This window comes from Streptomyces sp. NPDC017520 (genome assembly GCF_044329855.1).
In the GTDB taxonomy this organism is placed as follows: domain Bacteria; phylum Actinomycetota; class Actinomycetes; order Streptomycetales; family Streptomycetaceae; genus Streptomyces.
Genome location: NZ_JBIRKB010000008.1, coordinates 274,039 through 291,860, shown reverse-complemented (window position 1 = coordinate 291,860; position 17,822 = coordinate 274,039). Strand labels below are relative to the sequence as shown.

The 17,822-nt window shown below is 73.5% G+C and carries 17 protein-coding genes and 7 tRNA genes; 11 read left to right on the top strand and 13 right to left on the bottom strand.

All coding sequences use genetic code 11. The features are described from left to right. The first annotated feature begins 220 nt into the window (after positions 1–220). On the top strand, positions 221–946 hold the full coding sequence (locus ACH4KB_RS21405; RefSeq protein ID WP_398067466.1) for a 3'-5' exonuclease: 726 nt from the start codon (positions 221–223) through the stop codon (positions 944–946). 63 nt (positions 947–1,009) lie between these two features. Here ACH4KB_RS21405 and ACH4KB_RS21400 read toward each other — a convergent pair. Further along, positions 1,010–1,081: transfer RNA gene (locus tag ACH4KB_RS21400), tRNA-Val, on the bottom strand. Between the two features lie 139 nt (positions 1,082–1,220). On the opposite strand from ACH4KB_RS21400, the gene ACH4KB_RS21395 reads away from it, so the two are divergent. Further along, the gene (locus ACH4KB_RS21395) at positions 1,221–3,848 is read left to right on the top strand and encodes an SCO7613 C-terminal domain-containing membrane protein (protein WP_398067465.1); all 2,628 of its coding nucleotides are present in this window, start codon (positions 1,221–1,223) and stop codon (positions 3,846–3,848) included. A 112-nt stretch (positions 3,849–3,960) separates the two neighbouring features. Here ACH4KB_RS21395 and ACH4KB_RS21390 read toward each other — a convergent pair. Both ACH4KB_RS21390 and ACH4KB_RS21385 read right to left on the bottom strand, forming a co-directional pair. After that, a tRNA-Val gene (locus ACH4KB_RS21390) sits at positions 3,961–4,032 on the bottom strand. Positions 4,033–4,087: 55 nt separating this feature from the next. Continuing rightward, positions 4,088–4,543 (bottom strand): TIGR02611 family protein, encoded by a 456-nt coding sequence (locus ACH4KB_RS21385; protein ID WP_398067464.1) that lies wholly within the window; start codon positions 4,541–4,543, stop codon positions 4,088–4,090. Between the two features lie 190 nt (positions 4,544–4,733). Here ACH4KB_RS21385 and ACH4KB_RS21380 point away from each other — a divergent pair, with 190 nt between their 5' ends. Together ACH4KB_RS21380 and ACH4KB_RS21375 are read left to right on the top strand one after the other, a co-directional pair. Further along, a complete protein-coding gene (locus ACH4KB_RS21380; protein ID WP_003959770.1) occupies positions 4,734–5,147 on the top strand; it encodes an SsgA family sporulation/cell division regulator in 414 nt (137 codons plus the stop codon). A gap of 270 nt (positions 5,148–5,417) precedes the next feature. After that, positions 5,418–6,014: a CGNR zinc finger domain-containing protein gene (locus ACH4KB_RS21375; protein WP_398067463.1), complete on the top strand. Its 597-nt coding sequence runs from the start codon at positions 5,418–5,420 to the stop codon at positions 6,012–6,014. Between the two features lie 24 nt (positions 6,015–6,038). On the opposite strand, the gene ACH4KB_RS21370 is transcribed toward ACH4KB_RS21375, so the two are convergent. Next, positions 6,039–6,194 (bottom strand): hypothetical protein, encoded by a 156-nt coding sequence (locus ACH4KB_RS21370; protein ID WP_164494018.1) that lies wholly within the window; start codon positions 6,192–6,194, stop codon positions 6,039–6,041. 202 nt (positions 6,195–6,396) lie between these two features. After that, on the bottom strand, positions 6,397–6,876 hold the full coding sequence (locus ACH4KB_RS21365) for a hypothetical protein (RefSeq protein ID WP_398067461.1): 480 nt from the start codon (positions 6,874–6,876) through the stop codon (positions 6,397–6,399). Positions 6,877–7,208: 332 nt separating this feature from the next. Between ACH4KB_RS21365 and ACH4KB_RS21360 the strand changes: the two genes are divergently transcribed. Next, on the top strand, positions 7,209–7,727 hold the full coding sequence (locus ACH4KB_RS21360; RefSeq protein ID WP_398067459.1) for a DsbA family protein: 519 nt from the start codon (positions 7,209–7,211) through the stop codon (positions 7,725–7,727). A gap of 48 nt (positions 7,728–7,775) precedes the next feature. Here the strand turns inward: ACH4KB_RS21360 and ACH4KB_RS21355 are convergent, their stop codons facing one another. The 3 genes from ACH4KB_RS21355 to ACH4KB_RS21345 all read right to left on the bottom strand — a co-directional run bounded on the left by ACH4KB_RS21355 (position 7,776) and on the right by ACH4KB_RS21345 (position 10,567). Continuing rightward, entirely contained in the window at positions 7,776–8,612 is an 837-nt protein-coding gene (locus tag ACH4KB_RS21355) for a GNAT family N-acetyltransferase (RefSeq protein WP_398067457.1), read from the bottom strand. Between the two features lie 78 nt (positions 8,613–8,690). Next, complete coding sequence (locus tag ACH4KB_RS21350; RefSeq protein ID WP_398067455.1) at positions 8,691–9,512, bottom strand: aminotransferase class IV; 822 nt, start codon at positions 9,510–9,512, stop codon at positions 8,691–8,693. Further along, positions 9,509–10,567, bottom strand: coding sequence for a chorismate-binding protein (locus ACH4KB_RS21345; protein ID WP_398067454.1), 1,059 nt, complete (start codon positions 10,565–10,567; stop codon positions 9,509–9,511). Before ACH4KB_RS21345 ends, ACH4KB_RS21350 begins: the two co-directional genes overlap by 4 nt. A gap of 145 nt (positions 10,568–10,712) precedes the next feature. Here ACH4KB_RS21345 and ACH4KB_RS21340 point away from each other — a divergent pair. The 5 genes from ACH4KB_RS21340 (at position 10,713) to ACH4KB_RS21320 (ending at position 11,177) form a co-directional block, all read left to right on the top strand. Next, positions 10,713–10,785, top strand: a tRNA-Gly gene (locus tag ACH4KB_RS21340). A 38-nt stretch (positions 10,786–10,823) separates the two neighbouring features. Then, positions 10,824–10,897: transfer RNA gene (locus ACH4KB_RS21335), tRNA-Cys, on the top strand. A 1-nt stretch (position 10,898) separates the two neighbouring features. Continuing rightward, positions 10,899–10,970: transfer RNA gene (locus tag ACH4KB_RS21330), tRNA-Val, on the top strand. A gap of 36 nt (positions 10,971–11,006) precedes the next feature. Then, a tRNA-Val gene (locus tag ACH4KB_RS21325) sits at positions 11,007–11,078 on the top strand. A 24-nt stretch (positions 11,079–11,102) separates the two neighbouring features. Then, positions 11,103–11,177: transfer RNA gene (locus ACH4KB_RS21320), tRNA-Val, on the top strand. A 111-nt stretch (positions 11,178–11,288) separates the two neighbouring features. Here the strand turns inward: ACH4KB_RS21320 and ACH4KB_RS21315 are convergent. From ACH4KB_RS21315 to ACH4KB_RS21305, 3 genes are all read right to left on the bottom strand, one after another. Next, entirely contained in the window at positions 11,289–11,597 is a 309-nt protein-coding gene (locus ACH4KB_RS21315; protein WP_398067452.1) for a zf-TFIIB domain-containing protein, read from the bottom strand. A gap of 65 nt (positions 11,598–11,662) precedes the next feature. Further along, entirely contained in the window at positions 11,663–12,643 is a 981-nt protein-coding gene (locus tag ACH4KB_RS21310) for a phosphotransferase family protein (RefSeq protein ID WP_398067450.1), read from the bottom strand. A gap of 338 nt (positions 12,644–12,981) precedes the next feature. Next, entirely contained in the window at positions 12,982–13,188 is a 207-nt protein-coding gene (locus ACH4KB_RS21305) for a hypothetical protein (RefSeq protein ID WP_018959421.1), read from the bottom strand. 616 nt (positions 13,189–13,804) lie between these two features. Here ACH4KB_RS21305 and ACH4KB_RS21300 point away from each other — a divergent pair. Beyond that, positions 13,805–15,133, top strand: a complete 1,329-nt coding sequence (locus ACH4KB_RS21300) for a protein kinase (protein WP_398067449.1) — start codon at positions 13,805–13,807, stop codon at positions 15,131–15,133. An 18-nt stretch (positions 15,134–15,151) separates the two neighbouring features. Here ACH4KB_RS21300 and ACH4KB_RS21295 read toward each other — a convergent pair whose 3' ends face one another. Next, complete coding sequence (locus ACH4KB_RS21295) at positions 15,152–15,970, bottom strand: TrmH family RNA methyltransferase (protein WP_398067448.1); 819 nt, start codon at positions 15,968–15,970, stop codon at positions 15,152–15,154. 69 nt (positions 15,971–16,039) lie between these two features. Further along, positions 16,040–17,359, bottom strand: coding sequence for a uroporphyrinogen-III C-methyltransferase (gene cobA, locus ACH4KB_RS21290; protein ID WP_398067447.1), 1,320 nt, complete (start codon positions 17,357–17,359; stop codon positions 16,040–16,042). Between the last annotated feature and the right edge of the window lie 463 nt (positions 17,360–17,822).

Here is a 17,822-nt window from a genome sequence, read left to right as displayed (position 1 = left end):
GTGTGCCTTCCGGGCGTGCCGATCGATGGCAGGTGGTCTGCCGGCGGGTGTCGTGGGCTGGGCGGATCGACGGACGCCGGATGCAACTTCCGGGCGTCCCAACTGTGTTGTCACCGCATCGGACCGCCCGCAAACGGCGTATCAGGCAAACAGCCCGGGTATCACCGATATCGGGCAGAGGAATCACTCCATCTGCCGTGCGGGTGCGAGGAGTTCGGGGATGATGCACTGGTTCGAGGGGCCGCTGGCCGCTTTTGACACGGAGACAACAGGCGTGGACGTCGAGCAGGACCGGATCGTTTCGGCCGCTCTCGTCGCGCAGGACACCGCGGGCGGGCGCGTCCGCGTCACACGCTGGCTGGTCAATCCGGGGGTCCCGGTTCCGCCGGGGGCGACCGAGATCCACGGTCTGACCGACGATCACCTTCAGCGCAACGGGCGTTGGCCCGCCCCGGTGATGGACGAGATAGCCCGGGCGCTGGCGGAGAGCTGCGCGACCGGACGGCCGCTGGTGGTGATGAACGCCCCCTTCGACCTGACGCTGCTGGACCGGGAGCTGAAACGGCACCGGGCGTCGTCGCTGGCCGGCTATCTGGACGGGGTGCCGATGCGCGTCGTGGATCCGCGCGTGCTGGACAAGCACCTGGACCGCTACCGCAAGGGCCGTCGTACGCTCACGGATCTGTGCGCGAGTTACGAGGTGGTGCTCGACGGCGCCCATGACGCGGCGGCCGACGCGACGGCCTCGCTGGAGCTGGTGCGGGCGGTGTGCAGGCGCTTCTCGGCCCGGCTGGAGCGGCTGTCGCCGTCCGAGCTGCACTCCTTGCAGGCGACCTGGCACGCGGCCCAGGCGCGTGGCCTGGAGGCGTGGTTCGCGAAGAGCGGGACGCCGGAGACGGTGGATCCGGCGTGGCCGCTGCGCCCGGAACTGCCCGCGGCGGCGTGAGGGTTAGAGGCGTGGGACATGCGAAAGCCGGTCCGCTGACGCTGGCGGACCGGCTTTCCCCGGTGGGCGATACTGGGTTCGAACCAGTGACCTCTTCGGTGTGAACGAAGCGCTCTCCCACTGAGCTAATCGCCCGGGAACGGGTTGAACCATACAGGGCTCCGAGGCCTTCGTTCAAACCGCTTCCGGGTGGGGCTCTACTCAGAGCGCCACGGCCGGCAAGTGAGTATCCGAGCGCATGTACGGGCCGGGTGGCCGGGGCCACACTCCCGACATGGAACACGTGCCCCCGCCCGCCGAGGAACTGGCCCTCCTCGACCGAGAACTGGCCGAGCTGGACGCCCGCCGGGCCCAGCTGCTGACCCGGCGCACCTGGCTGCTCGCCGCGCTGCGGCCGCCCGCGCCCGCAGCCGCCCCCGGCTGGAACCCGTCCGGCTGGGGAGCGCCTCCCGGCGGGCCCGCGCAGCCGTGGGGCTATGTGCCGAAGCGGCCGTCCGCCCCGCGCGGCGCGCAGAACGTCCTGCTGACGCTGGGCGGTCTGCTGCTGACGGTCGCGGCCGTCGCCTTCACCCTGGTGAGCTGGGGTTCGATGGGGATCGGCGGCCGGTCGGCCGTGCTGGCGGCGGTGACCCTGGGGGCGCTGATCGCCCCGGCGGTGCTGCTGCGGAGGGGGCTGGCGGCCACCGCCGAGGCGCTGGCCGCCCTGGCCCTGGTGCTGACGCTGCTGGACGTCTACGCGGTCCACGCGGTGGCCGCGCCCGACGCCGACGGGCTCGGCTTCACGGCCGTCGCGTCGGCGGTGCTCGCGGCGCTGTGGTCGGCGTACGGGCTGGCGCTGGGCACGCTGCGCCTGCCGTTGCCGGCCGCCGTGGTGCTGGCGCAGTGGCCGCTGTTGTTCTGGGCCTGGGCCGCGGGCGCACCGGCGCTGGTGGTCGGGTGGGCGCTGCTGGCGACAGCGGTGCTGGACGGATCGATCGCCGTGTGGGGCAAGGGCGCCGGGGTGCGGGTCACGGCGTGCGTCGGTGGGTCGGCGATGGGGTTCTCGGCCTTGATGGTGGGCCTGGCGCTGTCCACGACGGCCTCCGGGCCGCTCGGGGCGGCGGCTCCGGGCGCGCTGCTGCTGGCAGCGGCTGCGGCGGCCCTGGCCGGGGCGTGGCGCGCGTCGAAGGGTTTCGCGCGGACGGGCGGTGTGGTGGCGGGCCTCGCGGCAGTGGCGGCGGTGGGCGGCGTACCGGCCGCCGCGCTGCCGGGCGGCTGGCGGGTGCTCGCGTATCTGCTGTGCGGCCTCGCCCTGACCGGGGTCGTACGGGCAGGGGTGCCGAGGGACGCGGCACGCGGGGTGCTGGTGGCGTCGGGGGCGGTGGTGGCCGGCTCGCTGGTGTGGGCGCTGCCGCCGCTCGCGGCGGTGCTGCTGGGCCCGGTGACGCTGCTGTCGGACGTGTGGGCGGGGTCGCCGGAGGGCTTCCGCTCCGCTCTGGGGACGACGCTGCCGTGGTCGGAGCTGGCCGCGGCCCCGGTGGTGCTCGCGCTGGTGGCCGGGCTGCTGGGGGCGGCGTACCGGTGGTGGCCGTCGGTCGTGCGGATCACGGCGCCGTTGGCCGCGCCGAGGGCTGCGGACACCGGCACGCCGGGAGCGGGACTGCTGGGAGGCCCGGGAGCGGGAGCGCCGGGAGCGGCCGGGGCCGCAGCGCCTTGGTCCGGCTGGTCCGGCTGGACCACCTGGTCCGGTGCTGGGGCCGGTGCCGGCAGGCGGCCTTCCGCGGCCACGCTGCGCGGGGTCGCCGGTGCTGGGGCGGTGGCTCTCGGCTGGGGCGCGGTCCTGCTGGCCGGGGCGCTGCTGGACGTGCCGTACGCGCTGGCGGTGGCCGGGGAGACAGCCCTGGTGGGCGGTCTGCTCGTGCTGGCGGTCCGGGGGGCCGGGGGCGGCCGGGGTGCGCCCGCGATGCCGGTGACCGCCCTGGTGGCGGCGGTGGCCGGGGCCGTGAGCGCCGGGGTGCTGTCGCTGGCGTCCGAGGGGGCCTCCTACGCGGTGTTCGGCGCGCTGGCGGCCCTGTTCGCCGGGGCGGCGGTCCGGGCGGGAGCCGCGTTGCCGCGTGCGGTGTTCGCGGTCGCCGCGGTGGTCTGGGGCACCGTGCTCACGGGGCTGGCGGGCCGGTCGCTGGGCCTCGCCCCGCAGGAGACCGCGCCGCTGGTGCTCGTGGCGCCCGCGCTGACGGTGCTGCTCGGGGCACGGCTGCGGCGGAACCCGGTGGCGTTGCCGGTGGAGCTGACGGGCGCGCTGGGTGCGCTGGTCGCCGTGGGGCTAGCGGTGTCCGACGCGCCGTTCCTGGCCCTGGTGCTGGCGTTGTGCGGGGTGCTGGCCGCGGGGGCGGCGGTGCGGCCGGAGCGGCGGCCGGTGGCGGGCTACCTGGCGGCGGCGCTGTTCGTGCTGGCCACGTGGGTGCGGCTGGCGGCCTCGGAGGTGTCGTTCCCGGAGGCGTACACGCTGCCGGTGACCGTGCCCGCGCTGGTGGTCGGGGTCCTGCGGCGGCGCCGGGACCCGGAGGCGTCCTCGTGGACGGCGTACGGGCCGGGGCTCGCGGCGACGCTGCTGCCGAGCATGGCGGTCGCCTGGACCGACACGGACTGGCTCCGGCCGTTGCTGCTGGGGGCGGCGGCGCTGGTGATCACCCTGCTCGGTGCGCGCTACCGCCTCCAGGCGCTGCTGCTGCTCGGTGGGGCCGTGCTGGCACTGGACGGGCTGCACGAGCTGGCGCCGTACGTGGTGCAGGTCGCGGGTGCGCTCCCCCGCTGGCTGCCGCCGGCCCTGGCCGGGCTGTTGTTGCTGGTGGTGGGAGCGACGTACGAGCAGCGGCTGCGCGACGCCCGTCGGCTCAGGGAGGCGCTGGGGCGGATGCGGTGAGCCACGCCCGGTCCGGGGGGACGCTGATCAAAGCGTGCCCCCGGACCGGGCCCCGGCGGGCAACGCAGAGGGCCCGGGAGACGGATTCCGTCTCCCGGGCCCTCTGTCCGGGTGGGCGATACTGGGTTCGAACCAGTGACCTCTTCGGTGTGAACGAAGCGCTCTCCCACTGAGCTAATCGCCCGGGCGCACCGCAAACATTACCCCATGTCAGCGGTGCTCCTGGACCGTCCCCCGGGCTACTCGCTGATCTTCCACGGCATGGTGAGCCCGAACTTCCAGACGTAGATCCCGGCCAGTACCGCCATGATCACGAGCCCGACCGTGGTGAGGATGATGTTGCGTCGCCGGACCTTGGGATCGAGGGCTCGCTGCGCCGCCTCGGTGACCTTGCGCTTGGTCCAGCGCAGCACCAGTTGGGCCCAGACGAACTCGGTCGCCCAGATCGCCATACCGCCGAAGATCACCAGCCAGCCGGGGCCCGGCAGCACCAGCATGAGCACGCCGGCGATCACCACGCCGAGACCGACGATGAAGACGCCGACCTGCCAGCTCAGATGGAGCGCTTTCGACGCCTTGATGAAACCCGGCGCCCGCGAGCCCAGCTCACGCTCCGCCCGGTCCGATTCCCCCGTGGCGGACGCCGGGGCCGCCTGGTCGGCGACCTCGCTCCGCTCGTCACTCTCCGCGTTCATGAAGCTCAACTTACCCGACCTGTCCTCGTCACTGGAATGGGCGCATAACTCAAAGTTACACGCCGCTGAGCTAGGGACCCGAAGCATCACAAATGGGTCAGAGGGGTTTACAACGCCACCGTAGGTGGCATGTCGATTTCGCCGACGTGCGAATCCCCGAGCGCACACTGAGCGAAAGGCCCTGGCGCTTATGAACACCACGGTCAGCTGCGAGCTGCACCTGCGCCTCGTTGTGTCGAGCGAGTCCTCACTGCCTGTACCCGCGGGCCTGCGGTATGACACGGCCGATCCCTATGCCGTGCACGCCACCTTCCACACCGGAGCGGAGGAGACGGTCGAATGGGTATTCGCCCGCGACCTCCTTGCCGAAGGGCTGCACCGGCCCACCGGCACCGGAGACGTCCGCGTCTGGCCATCTCGTAGTCACGGTCAAGGCGTCGTATGCATCGCCCTGAGCTCCCCAGAGGGAGAAGCCCTGCTCGAAGCCCCGGCGCGAGCCCTGGAGTCGTTCCTGAAGAGGACCGACGCCGCGGTTCCGCCCGGCACCGAGCATCGTCACTTCGATCTCGACACGGAGCTCTCCCACATCCTGGCCGAGAGCTGAGCCAGGCAGAGAGCCGCTCTACGCCGTCCGACTCGGGGCGACGGCGTCGTGCTGACAACCGCATAGGGCAGACACCGGCGCCGTCGTCGCGGAAACCACCGCGACGACGGCGCCGGCGCGCCCGGCCGCCGCGCCCCCTCCTCCCAGGGGCCGGAGGGGTCCGTTCCGCTCCCTGCCCGGCCCGCACCGGCCCTGGTGCCGGCGGGCCGAGCCAGTAGAGTCAGCCGCCATCGGCAGGCGCCCGCCCGCCGGAAGGCCAGGGAGCGAAGCGTGCTGATCCCTCACGACACCCGGATCGCCCTCGACACGGTGGTCGATCTGGTGAACACCGCACCGGAGAACGAGCCGCCGCGGGACGACCCCGGCGGCGGACTCGCGGGCGGATCCGAGGACGGTCTCGCCGACATCGCCGCGTTGTACGCCTTCGCGGAGCGGCATCTCATCAGCGGGGTCGGCACGCTCGGCGAGAAGGACCTGACCGCCGTACGCGACGTCCGGGCCCGTTTCGCCGAGGTCTTCGCGGCGCCCGACCCCCGCGCCGCCGCCGACCTGGTCAACCGACTCGTCGCGGCGGCCGGAACCACCCCGCAGCTCACGGACCACGACGGCTACGACTGGCACGTGCACTACTTCGCCCCGGACGCCTCGATCGCCGACCATCTCGCGGCCGACTGCGGGATGGCGCTGGCCTTCATCATCGTGGCGGGCGAGCAGGAGCGGCTGCGGCGCTGCGAGGCCCCGGACTGCGGGCACGCGTTCGTCGACCTGTCGCGCAACCGCTCCCGCCGCTACTGCTCCAGCCGTACGTGCGGGAACCGGCTCCACGTCGCGGCGTACCGGGCCCGGCGCAAGGAAGCCGCGGGCTGAGGCTCCGCACGGTGGCGCGAGGCCTCACAGGACGAAGAGATCGTGCAGGGCGGCCATGAGCAGCAGGCCTCCGATCACCGTCAGGAAGATCATCAGGGGCGGCTGGGAGAGCGCGAAGAGACAGCCGCGGGGCTCTTCGGCGGGGGGTGCGGGGGCATCGCCCCGGGAAGTGTCCACCATCTCGGGGTGATCATGACGCACCCGTGGCCTTGTTGGCGATCAACCGACTTCATTCTGCCGGGAGTTCACCGTCCCGTGGCCATCGATAATCGCTCCGGTGTACGGAAAGCCGTCAGACATTCGGGCCGGTGACCCGAGCGCGCGCCCGCGGGGCCCGGCCGCCGTCGCGGATGCCGTGCTTCTTTCGGATGCCGTGCTTCTTTCAGATGCCGTGCTTCTTGAGGATCGCCTCGATGTCGCTGAAGTCGTCGCCGGGCGCGGCGGCCTCCTGCTTCTTCTTCGGCTGCGGCTGCGGCTTCTGCTTCGCGGCCGCTGCCGCGGGCCCCGCCGCACCGCCCGCGCCCAGCGAGGGAGCGGAGGCGGCCGGGGCCACCGCCTCGTTCCGTCCGGCCGCCCGCGCGGCCTTGCGTTCCGCGCGGGTGGTGCCGCTGCGGCGCTCGATGGCGCGGGTGGTCATGAACAGCAGCCAGGAGAGGCCGAGCACCCCGAAGCCGAGCCAGACGCTCGGCTTGAAGGCGATCCCGGCGACCCACTCGACGACCCCGGTCAGCACGAGCCCGACCGGGACGAGCGAGTAGGCGGCGATCCTCGTCGCCGTGAGGAACCGCTTGCGGTACGCGGTCACCGCGGCGATGCCGAGGCCGGCCGCCGACACCGCGGAACAGATGGTCTCGGCAAGCATCAGGGCCTCCAGGCGCAGGGGATACGTCCCTTCCATCCTGCACCGGCGACCGCCGTCGGGGCCACGGTGGTCGTCCACCTCAGGGACATTTCAGGGCCGGACTCCTCCCCGGGGGGGGTGGCCAAGGGCTGTCCCGTCATCCCTGGTGGATCAGCGCTCGGCGTCAGACGCGGTGCATCGCAAGGCGGAGGGACATCCGCATACTGGACGTATGGGGATGTTCCGACAACGCGGCGAGGTGCCGTGGCTGTCGTCGTGCGCCCGCCAGGGATGACGGGACAGCCCTCAGGTCCCGGTTGGGTCGCGCCCGCCCGGCCTGGAAGACTGGGCACATGAGCGATTCCTCCCCCTCGGCACCGGTCGTCCTCGACCTCTGGTGCGATCTCGAATGCCCCGACTGCCACCGAGCCCTCGACGATGTGCACGCCCTGCGCGCCCGGTACGGGGACCGCGTCGGGATCCGGCTGCGCCACTTCCCGCTGGACAAGCACAAGCACGCCTACGCCGCGGCCCAGGCCGCCGAGGAGGCGACGGACCAGGGGAAGGGCTGGCCGTACATCGAGGCACTGCTGTCCCGCACCGCCGACCTCGGCCGCACGGGCGAGCCGGTGCTCCTCACTGTGGCACGGGAACTGGGCCTGGACGCCGAGGAGTTCGACACCGCGCTGATCGACGGCCGGCATCTGCTGATCGTCGACGCCGACCAGGCGGAGGGCAAGGCGATCGGCGTCACCGGCACGCCCACCTATGTGATCGGCGACGAGCGGCTGGACGGCGGCAAGAGCCAGGACGGGCTGCGCGAGCGGATCGAGGAGATCATCGACGGCCTTCTGGCCGCACGGGACCGGTAGCGGACAGCAGCGGCCACCGGTAGACGGGCGGCAGCGGCCGGCGAGCGGCTACAGCGCCTTGGCCAGGTGGTAGCGCGTCGTCGCGTAGCCGAGGAACTCGTACAGCCGCAGGGCCGGCGTGTTGGAGGCGAAGACGTGCAGGCCGAGCCGGTCCGCGCCCCAGGCGCGGGTGATGTCCTCGGCGAGCAGCATCAGGGTCCTGCCGTGGCCCCGGCCCCGGTGTTCCGCACGCACCTCGACGTCGAAGACGTACCCGGCGTCGCCCCCGGGCGGCAGCTCCCGGCGGGCCACCCACACATGGCCGACGACCTCGTCCCCGTGCACCAGCACCTCGAAACGCGCCCCGACGGTCGCCAGTCCGTCCGGCAGGAGGGTGGCGTGGTCGGCCTCGGACTTCAGCCCGGCCTGCTCGGGCGGCACGCCCCGGTCGACCCATTCCTGTGCGTACGTACGCACCGCGTCCTGCCGCCAGGCGGCGAACTCCTCGTCGCCCATCGCGCGGGAGGTGAGGCCCGCGGGAAGCGGGACGGTGTCCGGGCCGAGGTCCTTGACCATGTTGCGGCTGCGTTCGGTGTAGCCGAGGGCGGCCGCGAGGCGGCGGGCCGGGTCGTTGTCGGCGGGGACCTCCACCCGCACCCGGGTGCAGCCCCACCCCCGCAGCACCTCTTCGGCGGCGAGCGCGGCGATGGTGCCCCGGCCGCGTCTGCGCCGGGGCTCCTCGACGCTGAGCGAGCGCACCACCCCGGCGGTCGCGCCGAACGCGTCGTCGGTGCTGATCGCGACGGCGCCGACGGGCCGCCCGTTGTCGCACACGTCGTAGTGGCGGGCCCGCGCGCCGTCGGCGCCCTGCTGAAGCGGCCCGGACGGCCGGAGTGTCGTGGTCATCAAGGGTTTGTATCCCCTGTGCGGGGCCCCGTCACGCGCTTTTCGGGACCACCGCGACGGTGGGGCCGCGTGGGCCCGTTACGGGTCGAGGTCGTCGCCGGCCCGCTCGGCGAAGATCCGCATGGCCTTCGCCGTCACCGGTCCGATCTCCCGGGTCAGCTCGCGATCGTCCAGGCGGTGCACGGCCTGGACGTCGCGGAGCGTCGAGGTCAGGAACACCTCGTCGGCCTCGGCGAGGACGCCCATCGGAAGGTCGGTCTCCTCGGCCCCGGTCCACTCCACGGCCAGCGCGCGGGTGATCCCGGCGAGGCAGCCGGAGGCCACCGGCGGGGTGTGGATACGGCCGTCCAGGACGACGAACACGTTGGAGCCGGTGCCTTCGCAGAGGCGGTCCGCGGTGTTGGGGAACAGCGCCTCGGACGCGCCCCGTTCCCGCGCCCGTGCCAGGGCGACGACGTTCTCGGCGTACGAGGTGGTCTTCAGGCCGGCGAGCGCGCCGCGCTCGTTGCGCGTCCAGGGAACGGTGATCACCGCCGTGCTGTCCGGGCGGCGCTTCACCCCGTCGAGGGCGACGACGAGGCTCGGCCCGTCGGTGCCCCGGTCCGAGCCGAGCGGGGACAGCCCGCCCGTGTAGGTGATCCGCAGGCGTCCCAGGGCGACGGGGTTGGCGTCGATGACCGCGGCGGCGGCCCGGCGGATCTCGTCGTGGTCCGGCTCGGGCAGACCCAGGCCACGGGCGGACCGGGTGAGGCGGTCGAGGTGCCGGGTCAGCGCGAAGGGGCGCCCCTCGCTCGTGCGCACCGTCTCGAAGATGCCGTCGCCCACGGTCAGCCCGTGGTCGAGCACCGACAGCCGGGCGTCGTCGGCGTCCCGCAGTCCGCCGTTGACCCAGATCCTCATAGCGCGGTCCTTCCTGTCTCCGGATACGCGCCCGACGCTACAGCGAGCAGCCGGGAGGCCTTGAGTTCGGTCTCGTCCCACTCGCGATCCGGGTCGGATCCCCAGGTGATCCCGGCCCCGGTCCCGAACCGCAGCAGCGGCGCGGGCCCGGTCCGGTCGATCCAGAACGTCCGTATCCCGACGGCGAGCGAGGCCGTGCCCCGGTCGGCGTCGACCCAGCCGATCGCACCGCAGTACGGCCCGCGAGGGGCCTGCTCCAGCTCGGCGATGATCCGCAGCGCGCTGGACTTCGGCGCCCCGGTGACCGAGCCGGGCGGGAAGGCCGCCGCGAACAGCTCGGGCCAGCCCGCTCCGTCGGCCAGCCGGCCCCGGACGGTGGAGACGAGGTGGACGAGGCCCGGGTGCTTCTCGACGACGCAGAGATCGGGCACGCTCACGCTTCCGGTGGCGCAGACCCGGCCCAGGTCGTTGCGGACCAGGTCCACGATCATCACGTTCTCCGCGTGGTCCTTGGCCAGCAGGTCGTCCTCGGTCCGGCCGGTGCCCTTGATCGGCCCGGACTCCACGGTCCGCCCGTCGCGCCGGATGAAGAGTTCCGGCGACGCGGTGGCGACCTCCACGCCGTGGCCCGGCAGCCGGATCGTTCCGGCGTACGGGGCGGGGTTGCCGCGGGCGAGCAGGGAGGTCAGGGCATCGACGTCGGCGCCGGCCCCGCCGCCGGGGAGCGGTGCGGACAGCACCCGGCAGAGGTTGGCCTGGTAGACGTCGCCCGCCGCGATGTGTTCACGGATCCGCCGTACGCCCGCCGTGTAGGCGTCACGGTCCAGCGAGGAGGTCCAGTCCCGGGTGGCGGGGCCGCGCCATGCTCCGGGCACGGGAGGGGGCACTGCCTCCTTGCGCACATCGGAGAAGCGGGCGCAGACGATGCGCCCTTCGAAATCGGCACAGACCGCCCAGAAACCGGATGATTCGAGAGCCGCGGGATCGCGGGTCACATCCTGGAGACCGGAGGCGATGAGGCCGTCGAAACGGGCCAAGGGGGCGAGGTCGGACACGCGAATGAGTCTAGGACGGTCCGCGGTGACCTGCGCCGGGGCGAGGTCACCGCAGCACGCTGCACAAACGCGTTTTTGTACTGGCCCAGGAATCCGCTAGAGTTCAACACGTCGCCGGGACGCGCAAGCGGGCCGGGAAAGACAAGCGGACGTAGCTCAGTTGGTAGAGCGCAACCTTGCCAAGGTTGAGGTCGCCAGTTCGAACCTGGTCGTCCGCTCGCAGAAGGTGGGGGATTCTTCCCGAGCCCCCATCCCTGGTGGAGTGGCCGAGAGGCGAGGCAACGGCCTGCAAAGCCGTCTACACGGGTTCAAATCCCGTCTCCACCTCCAAGGACGATTAGCTCAGCGGGAGAGCGCTTCCCTGACACGGAAGAGGTCACTGGTTCAATCCCAGTATCGTCCACTGGTCCGCAAGGATCATCGGTCCGCAAGGATCCCCGCGCGATTAGCTCAGCGGGAGAGCGCTTCCCTGACACGGAAGAGGTCACTGGTTCAATCCCAGTATCGCGCACGCAGTACACGCAGGTTAGCCCCTGCGCGATTAGCTCAGCGGGAGAGCGCTTCCCTGACACGGAAGAGGTCACTGGTTCAATCCCAGTATCGCGCACCATCGAGAACCCCTGGTCGTCTCCACGACCGGGGGTTCTTTCGTCGTACGGTCCATCCCCTCCGTGCCCGGTGGCGCGGAGGCCGCCGGGGCACGGAGGGACGACCAGAACGATCAGGACGAGAACAGCATCCGGCCGAAGCCCTTCTGGCGGTGGTGGCCGTAGTGCCCGCCGTGGCCGCCGTGCCCGCCGTGCTGCGGCGCACCCCAGGCGGGGGCGTGGGCGGCGGGCGCGGGCGGGTAGGCCTGCGGGGCGGGGGGTGCGGGCGGGGCCTGCTGGGACCACTGGGACTCCAGGCGGGTGAGCGACTCCAGCTCGCCGTAGTCGAGGAATATCCCCCGGCAGCCGCTGCACTGCTCGATCTGGACGCCGTTGCGGTTGTACGTGTTCATCTGCGCGTGACACTTCGGACACTGCATCATCGGCTCGGCTCCTCGCCCTCGTTGTGCCGTCGCCGGAATGTCTGCCCGGCGGCGGTCCGTTCACCCTACGACGCGTGGTAGTCGGCCAACTCGGGCGGCAACGTAGCGATTCGGGCACAGGATTCGATCATCAGCTCTTCGTGCTCGTCCGGATCCCGTTGCTCCGCGGCGCACTTGGTCAGGGCGAGCGCCGCCGTCTGCACCGTCAGCGCGCGGGCCGGGACGTCCAGTTCGGGCCAGGGGTCGCCGTCGGCGGGTACGGCGGGACCCCCGGCGGACCGGTAGGCGGCCAGGAAGGCGGACCAGGCCTCGGGGGGCAGGAGTCCGGCGGCGTACCAGGCGGCGGGCCGGCCGAGGTCCCAGGCCGGATGGCCGGCCCCCGCGTCGTCCACGTCGATGAGCAGCCAGGGCCCGTCCGGGGCGGGGTGGCGTACGAGTTGGCCGAGGTGCAGGTCCCCGTGGCACAGGAAGCCGGCCCTCCGGGCGGGTGCCGGGGCCTCGCCCCGGGCCCAGGCGGGCAGGGCCCGCCAGCCGGCCAGCACGGGCAGGACGGCCGGGTCGCCGGGGAGCGCGGCGGACATCCTGGCGACAGCCCGCGCGGCCTTGGCCGGTCCACGCATCGGCGGAAGCCGGAACGGGGGCTCCGTCCGGTGGAGACGGGCGAGCAGCACCGCGGCCTCGGTCCAGGGGGCAGCGTCGGGGTCGGTGGGGTCCACGGGCGCGCCGAGCGGCCAGAGGGTGACCAGACGCGGGGCGGGAGTGGGGTGCCCGGAGGGCTCCGGGTACCCCGGGGCGGTGAGCGGCGGGAGCAGGATCCCGGTGAGCTGCGGGGCGGCGGCCAGGGCGATCCGGGCCGCCAGCGCCTCACGGTCGGTGTCGGCCGCGTGGGCCTTCGCCACGATCGCGCCGCTGCGGACGACCGTGCCGTCGGGCCGGTCCGCGAGGACCTGCGGCGGCTCGCACACGCAACGCGCCCCGGCGGGGTGGGAGAGGCGGTGCGCCAGGGTGCCCAGATCGTGGATGACTGAGGTCTGGGTGGTGGTCAACGGCTCCCCCGGCGGCGGTCGGCCCGGCCGTGGCACCGGTCCCGCCGTGAGCGTAACGCGAGAGCCCGCCCGGGGACCGGCCCGGTCGGGAGACCGCTGCCCGGGCCGGAGCTCCGGGGGGGCACATCCCTCCGGGGCCGGCACACCAGGACGCGTCCCGGGGCGGTCGGTGCTGTGCGCGTCGGCCCGGCGGGGAAACGCACGGGCCCGGACAGCGCGATGCCCGGTCAGCTCCCCAGCTGACCGGACAAACGCTGCCGTCCGCCGCACCCCCGTCCCCACGGGGCTGTTGGCCGGATGTGCGGGTCCGGACCGCTCTTCCGGACCCCGGGCGCCGCTCAGCGCCCCAGCATCACCGCCACGGACGACGCCTGTGTGACCACCGCTTCCCAGCCGCCGAAGACGACCGCGAGCAGGGCCGCCAGGGGAAGGACCATCGCCGTCGCCACCAGGGGGTGACGGGTGCCGGACGAACGGGTGCCGAACGCGGCGTACGCCCTGCGTCCTTGCGTACGGACCATGGTCCGCGTTGCCGTGTCCGACATGGTTCCTCTCCTGACCTGATGGGGAGCGGCGGGCGTGTGACCTCGGGGGACGAGTGCTGCGCCCGCCGCTTGACCTCAACATTAGGTAACCGGCGAGCACAGGGCGTCATGCCCGCGTACCTAATCCCGGGCCTCCCGGAGGATGAGCCGTCGTCGATCGGCGTACTCCCCTGGGTGGAGACGGAGCACCGGAGGTTGGGGTCATCCCGGAGGGGAGGCCCGGGCCCGTCCGGCACGCTTCCGGTGCCTGTCGGTATGCCCCGGGGGCGTGCGCGCCGGGTGACTTCACTCACGCCCACCGCCCCGGGGGCTGCCGCCCCTGCGCGGGGCACCCTGCGGGACACCACCACCCCGTAGGCCCGGGCGGGGGTCGCGGCCTCCGTGACGGCCGTGCCCCGGCGTTCCCGCGATGATCCAATCTGCCCTGCCCGGCGGCCCTTTGAGGGGACCGGTCGACCGAGAGGCCCGGATCCACCGCGCCCTGACCTCTCTTCACCTCTCCCGCCCGGCACGGACAATCGGATCCCCCGCGAGGGCGCGGCCTCTGAGCGCGCCGGGCGCGGGGTACGTAAGCTGTGCCTCGTCAGGCGGACCAGGCAGCGGGGATGGGCAGACGATGGCGATGATGCGGCTCCGGCGCGAGGACCCGCGTCTCGTCGGCTCGTTCCGGCTGCACCGCCGGCTCGGCGCGGGCGGCATGGGCGTCGTCTACCTCGGCTCCGACCGTCGTGGCCAGCGGGTGGCGCTCAAGGTGATCCGGCCCGACCTGGCGGAGGATCAGGAGTTCCGTTCGCGGTTCGCGCGCGAGGTGTCGGCCGCCCGGCGGATCCGCGGCGGCTGCACGGCCCGGCTGGTGGCCGCCGATCTGGAGGCGGACCGCCCGTGGTTCGCGACGCAGTACGTGCCCGGCCCCTCGCTGCACGACAAGGTCGCCGAGGAGGGCCCGCTGGCCGCCGCCGAGGTCGCCTCGATCGGGGCCGCGCTCTCCGAGGGCCTGGTGGCGGTGCACGAGGCGGGGGTGGTCCACCGCGACCTGAAGCCGTCGAACATCCTCCTCTCCCCCAAGGGCCCCCGCATCATCGACTTCGGCATCGCCTGGGCTACCGGGGCGAGCACACTCACCCACGTCGGTACGGCGGTGGGGTCGCCCGGCTTCCTCGCGCCCGAGCAGGTCCGGGGCGCGGCCGTGACGCCCGCGACGGACGTCTTCTCGCTCGGCGCGACACTGGCGTACGCGGCGATGGCCGACTCCCCCTTCGGGCACGGCAGTTCCGAGGTGATGCTGTACCGCGTCGTGCACGAGGAGGCGCAGCTCCGCGGGGTGCACGACGCGTTGGCCCCGCTGATCAGCGCCTGTCTGGCGAAGGACCCGGAGGAGCGGCCCAGCACGCTGCAACTGTCCATGCGGCTCAAGGAGATCGCGGCGCGCGAGGCGCAGGGGCTGCACGAGAGCCGGCCGCCCGCCCAGCGCTCGGCCCAGGACGCCGACCGGCCGACCGGCCGGATGGCCGACCCGTACGCCGATCAGCACACCCGCCGCTCGGAGGGCCCCTCCGCCTCCCGCCCCCAGCCGGGCAGGCGCGGCGCGCCCGCGCGTTCGGGGCCGCCGCGCACCGGTGGCTCGCGCCCGCAGCAGGCTTCGCGTGACACGACGCGTTCCGGGAAGCGTCAGGGGTCCCCGGCCGGGACGAACGGCCGGCCGGGGACCCGCTCCGGGGGGCGCACGACCTCGGCGGGGCGGCGTCCGGCCAATCCGCGGCTGCTGCGCCAGCGGCTGGTGGTGTTCGTGGTGGTGACGCTGCTGGTGGCGCTGGGCATCGCGGCGGCGCAGGGCTGCCAGGGGCCGGCGCGCGGGCTGGGCGGCGGGACCGGGACCGAGCAGCAGTATCGGGTTCCGCAGACGCCGGCACAGGCGCAGGCCGTGCGGGAGCCGCGGTCGTCCTGACGCCGGGGCCGGCCGTGCTCAGCTCTCCGGGCGTCCCGTGGCCACCGCGTAGAAGGCGACGGCCGCAGCCGCGCCCACGTTCAGTGAGTCGACGCCGTGCGCCATCGGGATGCGGACCCATGCGTCGGCGGCCATCAGGGCCTGCGTGGACAGCCCGTCGCCCTCCGCGCCGAGCATCAGCGCCACCCGGTCCAGTCGGTGCGGGGCCGCCTCGTCGATACTGGTGGCCTTGGCGTCCGGGGTGAGGGCGAGGAGCCGGAAGCCGGCCTCCCGTACCCCTTCCAGCGTCTTGGGCCAGGCTTCGAGCCGGGCGTAGGGGACGGAGAAGACCGCGCCCATGGAGACCTTGACGGAGCGCCGGTAGAGCGGGTCGGCGCAGTCCGGGGAGAGCAGGACCGCGTCCATGCCCAGGGCCGCCGCGCTGCGGAAGATGGCGCCGATGTTGGTGTGGTCGTTCACCGATTCCATGATCACCACCCGGCGCGCGGTGGCGAGCAGTTCATCGGATGCGGGCAGTGGCTTGCGCTGCATGGAGGCGAGGGCGCCGCGGTGGACGTGGTAGCCGGTGACGCGTTCGGCCAGTTCGGGGGCGACGGCGTACACCGGGGCCGGGACCTCGTCGATGACGTCGCGCATGACGTCGACCCACTTGGCCGAGAGCAGCATCGACCGCATCTCGTACCCGGTCTGCCGGGCGCGGCGGATCACCTTCTCGCCCTCGGCGATGAAGAGGCCTTCGGCGGGTTCGCGTCGTCGTCGCAGCTCGACGTCGGTCAGGCCGACGTAGTCGCTCAGCCGCGGGTCGTCGGGGTCGTCGACGGTGATGAGTTCTGCCACAGGGTGATACTGCCTTGTCCGGTGTGTACTGCCAACGCCTGGGGGGAAGATGGGTAACCGCGGGTTACTTCACGCCTGGTCGCCCGGCCGGTTCCGGCCGGTCCCCGGTGCGGAGTGCGGGCCGACCGCGACGACCTCGCCGATGACGATCACGGCGGGCGGGCGCACGTCCTCGGCGACCGCGCGCTCGCCGACGTCCGCGAGGGTCGCGTCGACCCGGCGCTGAGTGGCGGTGGTGCCCTCCTGGACGAGGGCGACCGGCGTTGCCGGGTCCTTGCCGTGGGCGATGAGGGCGGCGGCGATGGCGCCGATCTTGTCGACGGCCATCAGCAGGACGAGGGTGCCGCGCAGCCGGGCGATGGCCTCCCAGTCGACCAGCGAGCGCGGGTCCTCGGGGGCGACATGGCCGCTGACCACGGTGAACTCATGCGCGACGCCCCGGTGGGTGACCGGGATGCCGGCCGCCCCGGGAACGGAGATGGTGCTGGAGATGCCGGGGACGACCGTGCAGGGGATGCCCTCGGCGGCCAGCGCCTGGGCCTCTTCCATGCCACGGCCGAAGACGAACGGGTCGCCGCCCTTGAGCCGGACCACGGACTTGCCCGCCTTGGCGTGCTCGATGAGCGCCTGGTTGATCGCCTCCTGGGCCATGAACCGCCCGTACGGGATCTTCGCGGCGTCGATCACCTCGACGTGCGGCGGGAGTTCGTCGAGCAGGTCGCGGGGGCCGAGGCGGTCGGCGATGACCACGTCGGCCTCGGCGAGGAGGCGGCGGCCGCGCACCGTGATCAGGTCCGGGTCGCCGGGGCCGCCGCCGACGAGCGCGACGCCGGGGGCGCGGGTGCGGTGGTGCGGGGCGGCGAGGGTGCCGTCGCGCAGCCCTTCGACGATCGCGTCGCGGATGGCGGCGGAGTGCCGGGGGTCACGGCCCTGGGAGGTGGTGGTGAGGACGGCGACGGTCACGTTCTCGCTGCGTCCGGTGGCCGGGGTCCAGGCAGTGGCGGCCTCGGCGTCGTCGGCCCGGACGCACCAGGTGCGGGTGCGCTCGGCCTCGGCGGAGGCGGCGTCGTTGGCCGTGGTGTCGGAGGAGGCGATCAGGGCGTACCAGGTGTCGGCGAGGTCGCCGTCCTGGTAGCGCCTGCGCTCCCAGCGGATCTCCCCGGCGTCCGCCATGGCCTCGACGGAGGGCGTCGCGGAGGGGGAGACCAGGGTGATGACGGCCCCGGTGGCGATGAGCTGCGGCAGCCTGCGCTGCGCGACCTGGCCGCCGCCGACGACGACGACGCGGCGGCCGTGCAGACGCAGTCCTACGGGGTACGCGGGGTGGTCGGCGTGACCTGCGCGGTCGACGTGACCTGCGTGCTCGGCGTGGTCTGCGTGCTCGGCCATGGCGGTACGGGCTCCTCGTGCGGGTGCTGCGTAGGGGCCGCTGCGGCGGTGGAGCGGCTGTGACGTGCGGAAAGCTGAGGTCTGGGTCGGGAACACGATACGGGGTGGGGAGCGCCTGCGGCGGGCCAGTCCCCTCCCCGCCCCTTCCCGGAACCGGGGCTCCGCCCCGGGCCCCCCTCTTGTCCTCAAGCACCGCAGGGGCTGGAGTTCGGGGCTCCGCCCCGGACCCCGCTCCTCAAACGCCGGAGGGGCTGTGAGGGCGACCGAAGGAGTGGGCGGGGCGAAGCAAGGGCCCGGGGGCCGGGGGGCCGGGGGGCGGAAGCTGAGGCTAGGGCGGGGGCTAGGGAGGAAGTTGAGGCTAGGGCAGGGCGGGGGCGGGGGGGGGGGGGGGGCCCCCCCCGCCCCCCCCCCCCCCCAACCACACGCCCGCCCCGGCGAACCTCGCCCCATACGGGCAACCGCC

Bases quoted from the DNA above. Each gene is read 5' to 3' on its own strand.
- ACH4KB_RS21405 (WP_398067466.1), top strand. From the start codon at position 221: ATGATGCACTGGTTCGAGGGGCCGCTGGCCGCTTTTGACACGGAGACA.
- ACH4KB_RS21395 (WP_398067465.1), top strand. From the start codon at position 1,221: ATGGAACACGTGCCCCCGCCCGCCGAGGAACTGGCCCTCCTCGACCGA.
- ACH4KB_RS21385 (WP_398067464.1), bottom strand. From the start codon at position 4,543: ATGAACGCGGAGAGTGACGAGCGGAGCGAGGTCGCCGACCAGGCGGCC.
- ACH4KB_RS21380 (WP_003959770.1), top strand. From the start codon at position 4,734: ATGAACACCACGGTCAGCTGCGAGCTGCACCTGCGCCTCGTTGTGTCG.
- ACH4KB_RS21370 (WP_164494018.1), bottom strand. From the start codon at position 6,194: ATGGTGGACACTTCCCGGGGCGATGCCCCCGCACCCCCCGCCGAAGAG.
- ACH4KB_RS21365 (WP_398067461.1), bottom strand. From the start codon at position 6,876: ATGCTTGCCGAGACCATCTGTTCCGCGGTGTCGGCGGCCGGCCTCGGC.
- ACH4KB_RS21360 (WP_398067459.1), top strand. From the start codon at position 7,209: ATGAGCGATTCCTCCCCCTCGGCACCGGTCGTCCTCGACCTCTGGTGC.
- ACH4KB_RS21355 (WP_398067457.1), bottom strand. From the start codon at position 8,612: ATGACCACGACACTCCGGCCGTCCGGGCCGCTTCAGCAGGGCGCCGAC.
- ACH4KB_RS21350 (WP_398067455.1), bottom strand. From the start codon at position 9,512: ATGAGGATCTGGGTCAACGGCGGACTGCGGGACGCCGACGACGCCCGG.
- ACH4KB_RS21315 (WP_398067452.1), bottom strand. From the start codon at position 11,597: ATGATGCAGTGTCCGAAGTGTCACGCGCAGATGAACACGTACAACCGC.
- ACH4KB_RS21305 (WP_018959421.1), bottom strand. From the start codon at position 13,188: ATGTCGGACACGGCAACGCGGACCATGGTCCGTACGCAAGGACGCAGG.
- ACH4KB_RS21300 (WP_398067449.1), top strand. From the start codon at position 13,805: ATGGCGATGATGCGGCTCCGGCGCGAGGACCCGCGTCTCGTCGGCTCG.
- cobA (WP_398067447.1), bottom strand. From the start codon at position 17,359: ATGGCCGAGCACGCAGACCACGCCGAGCACGCAGGTCACGTCGACCGC.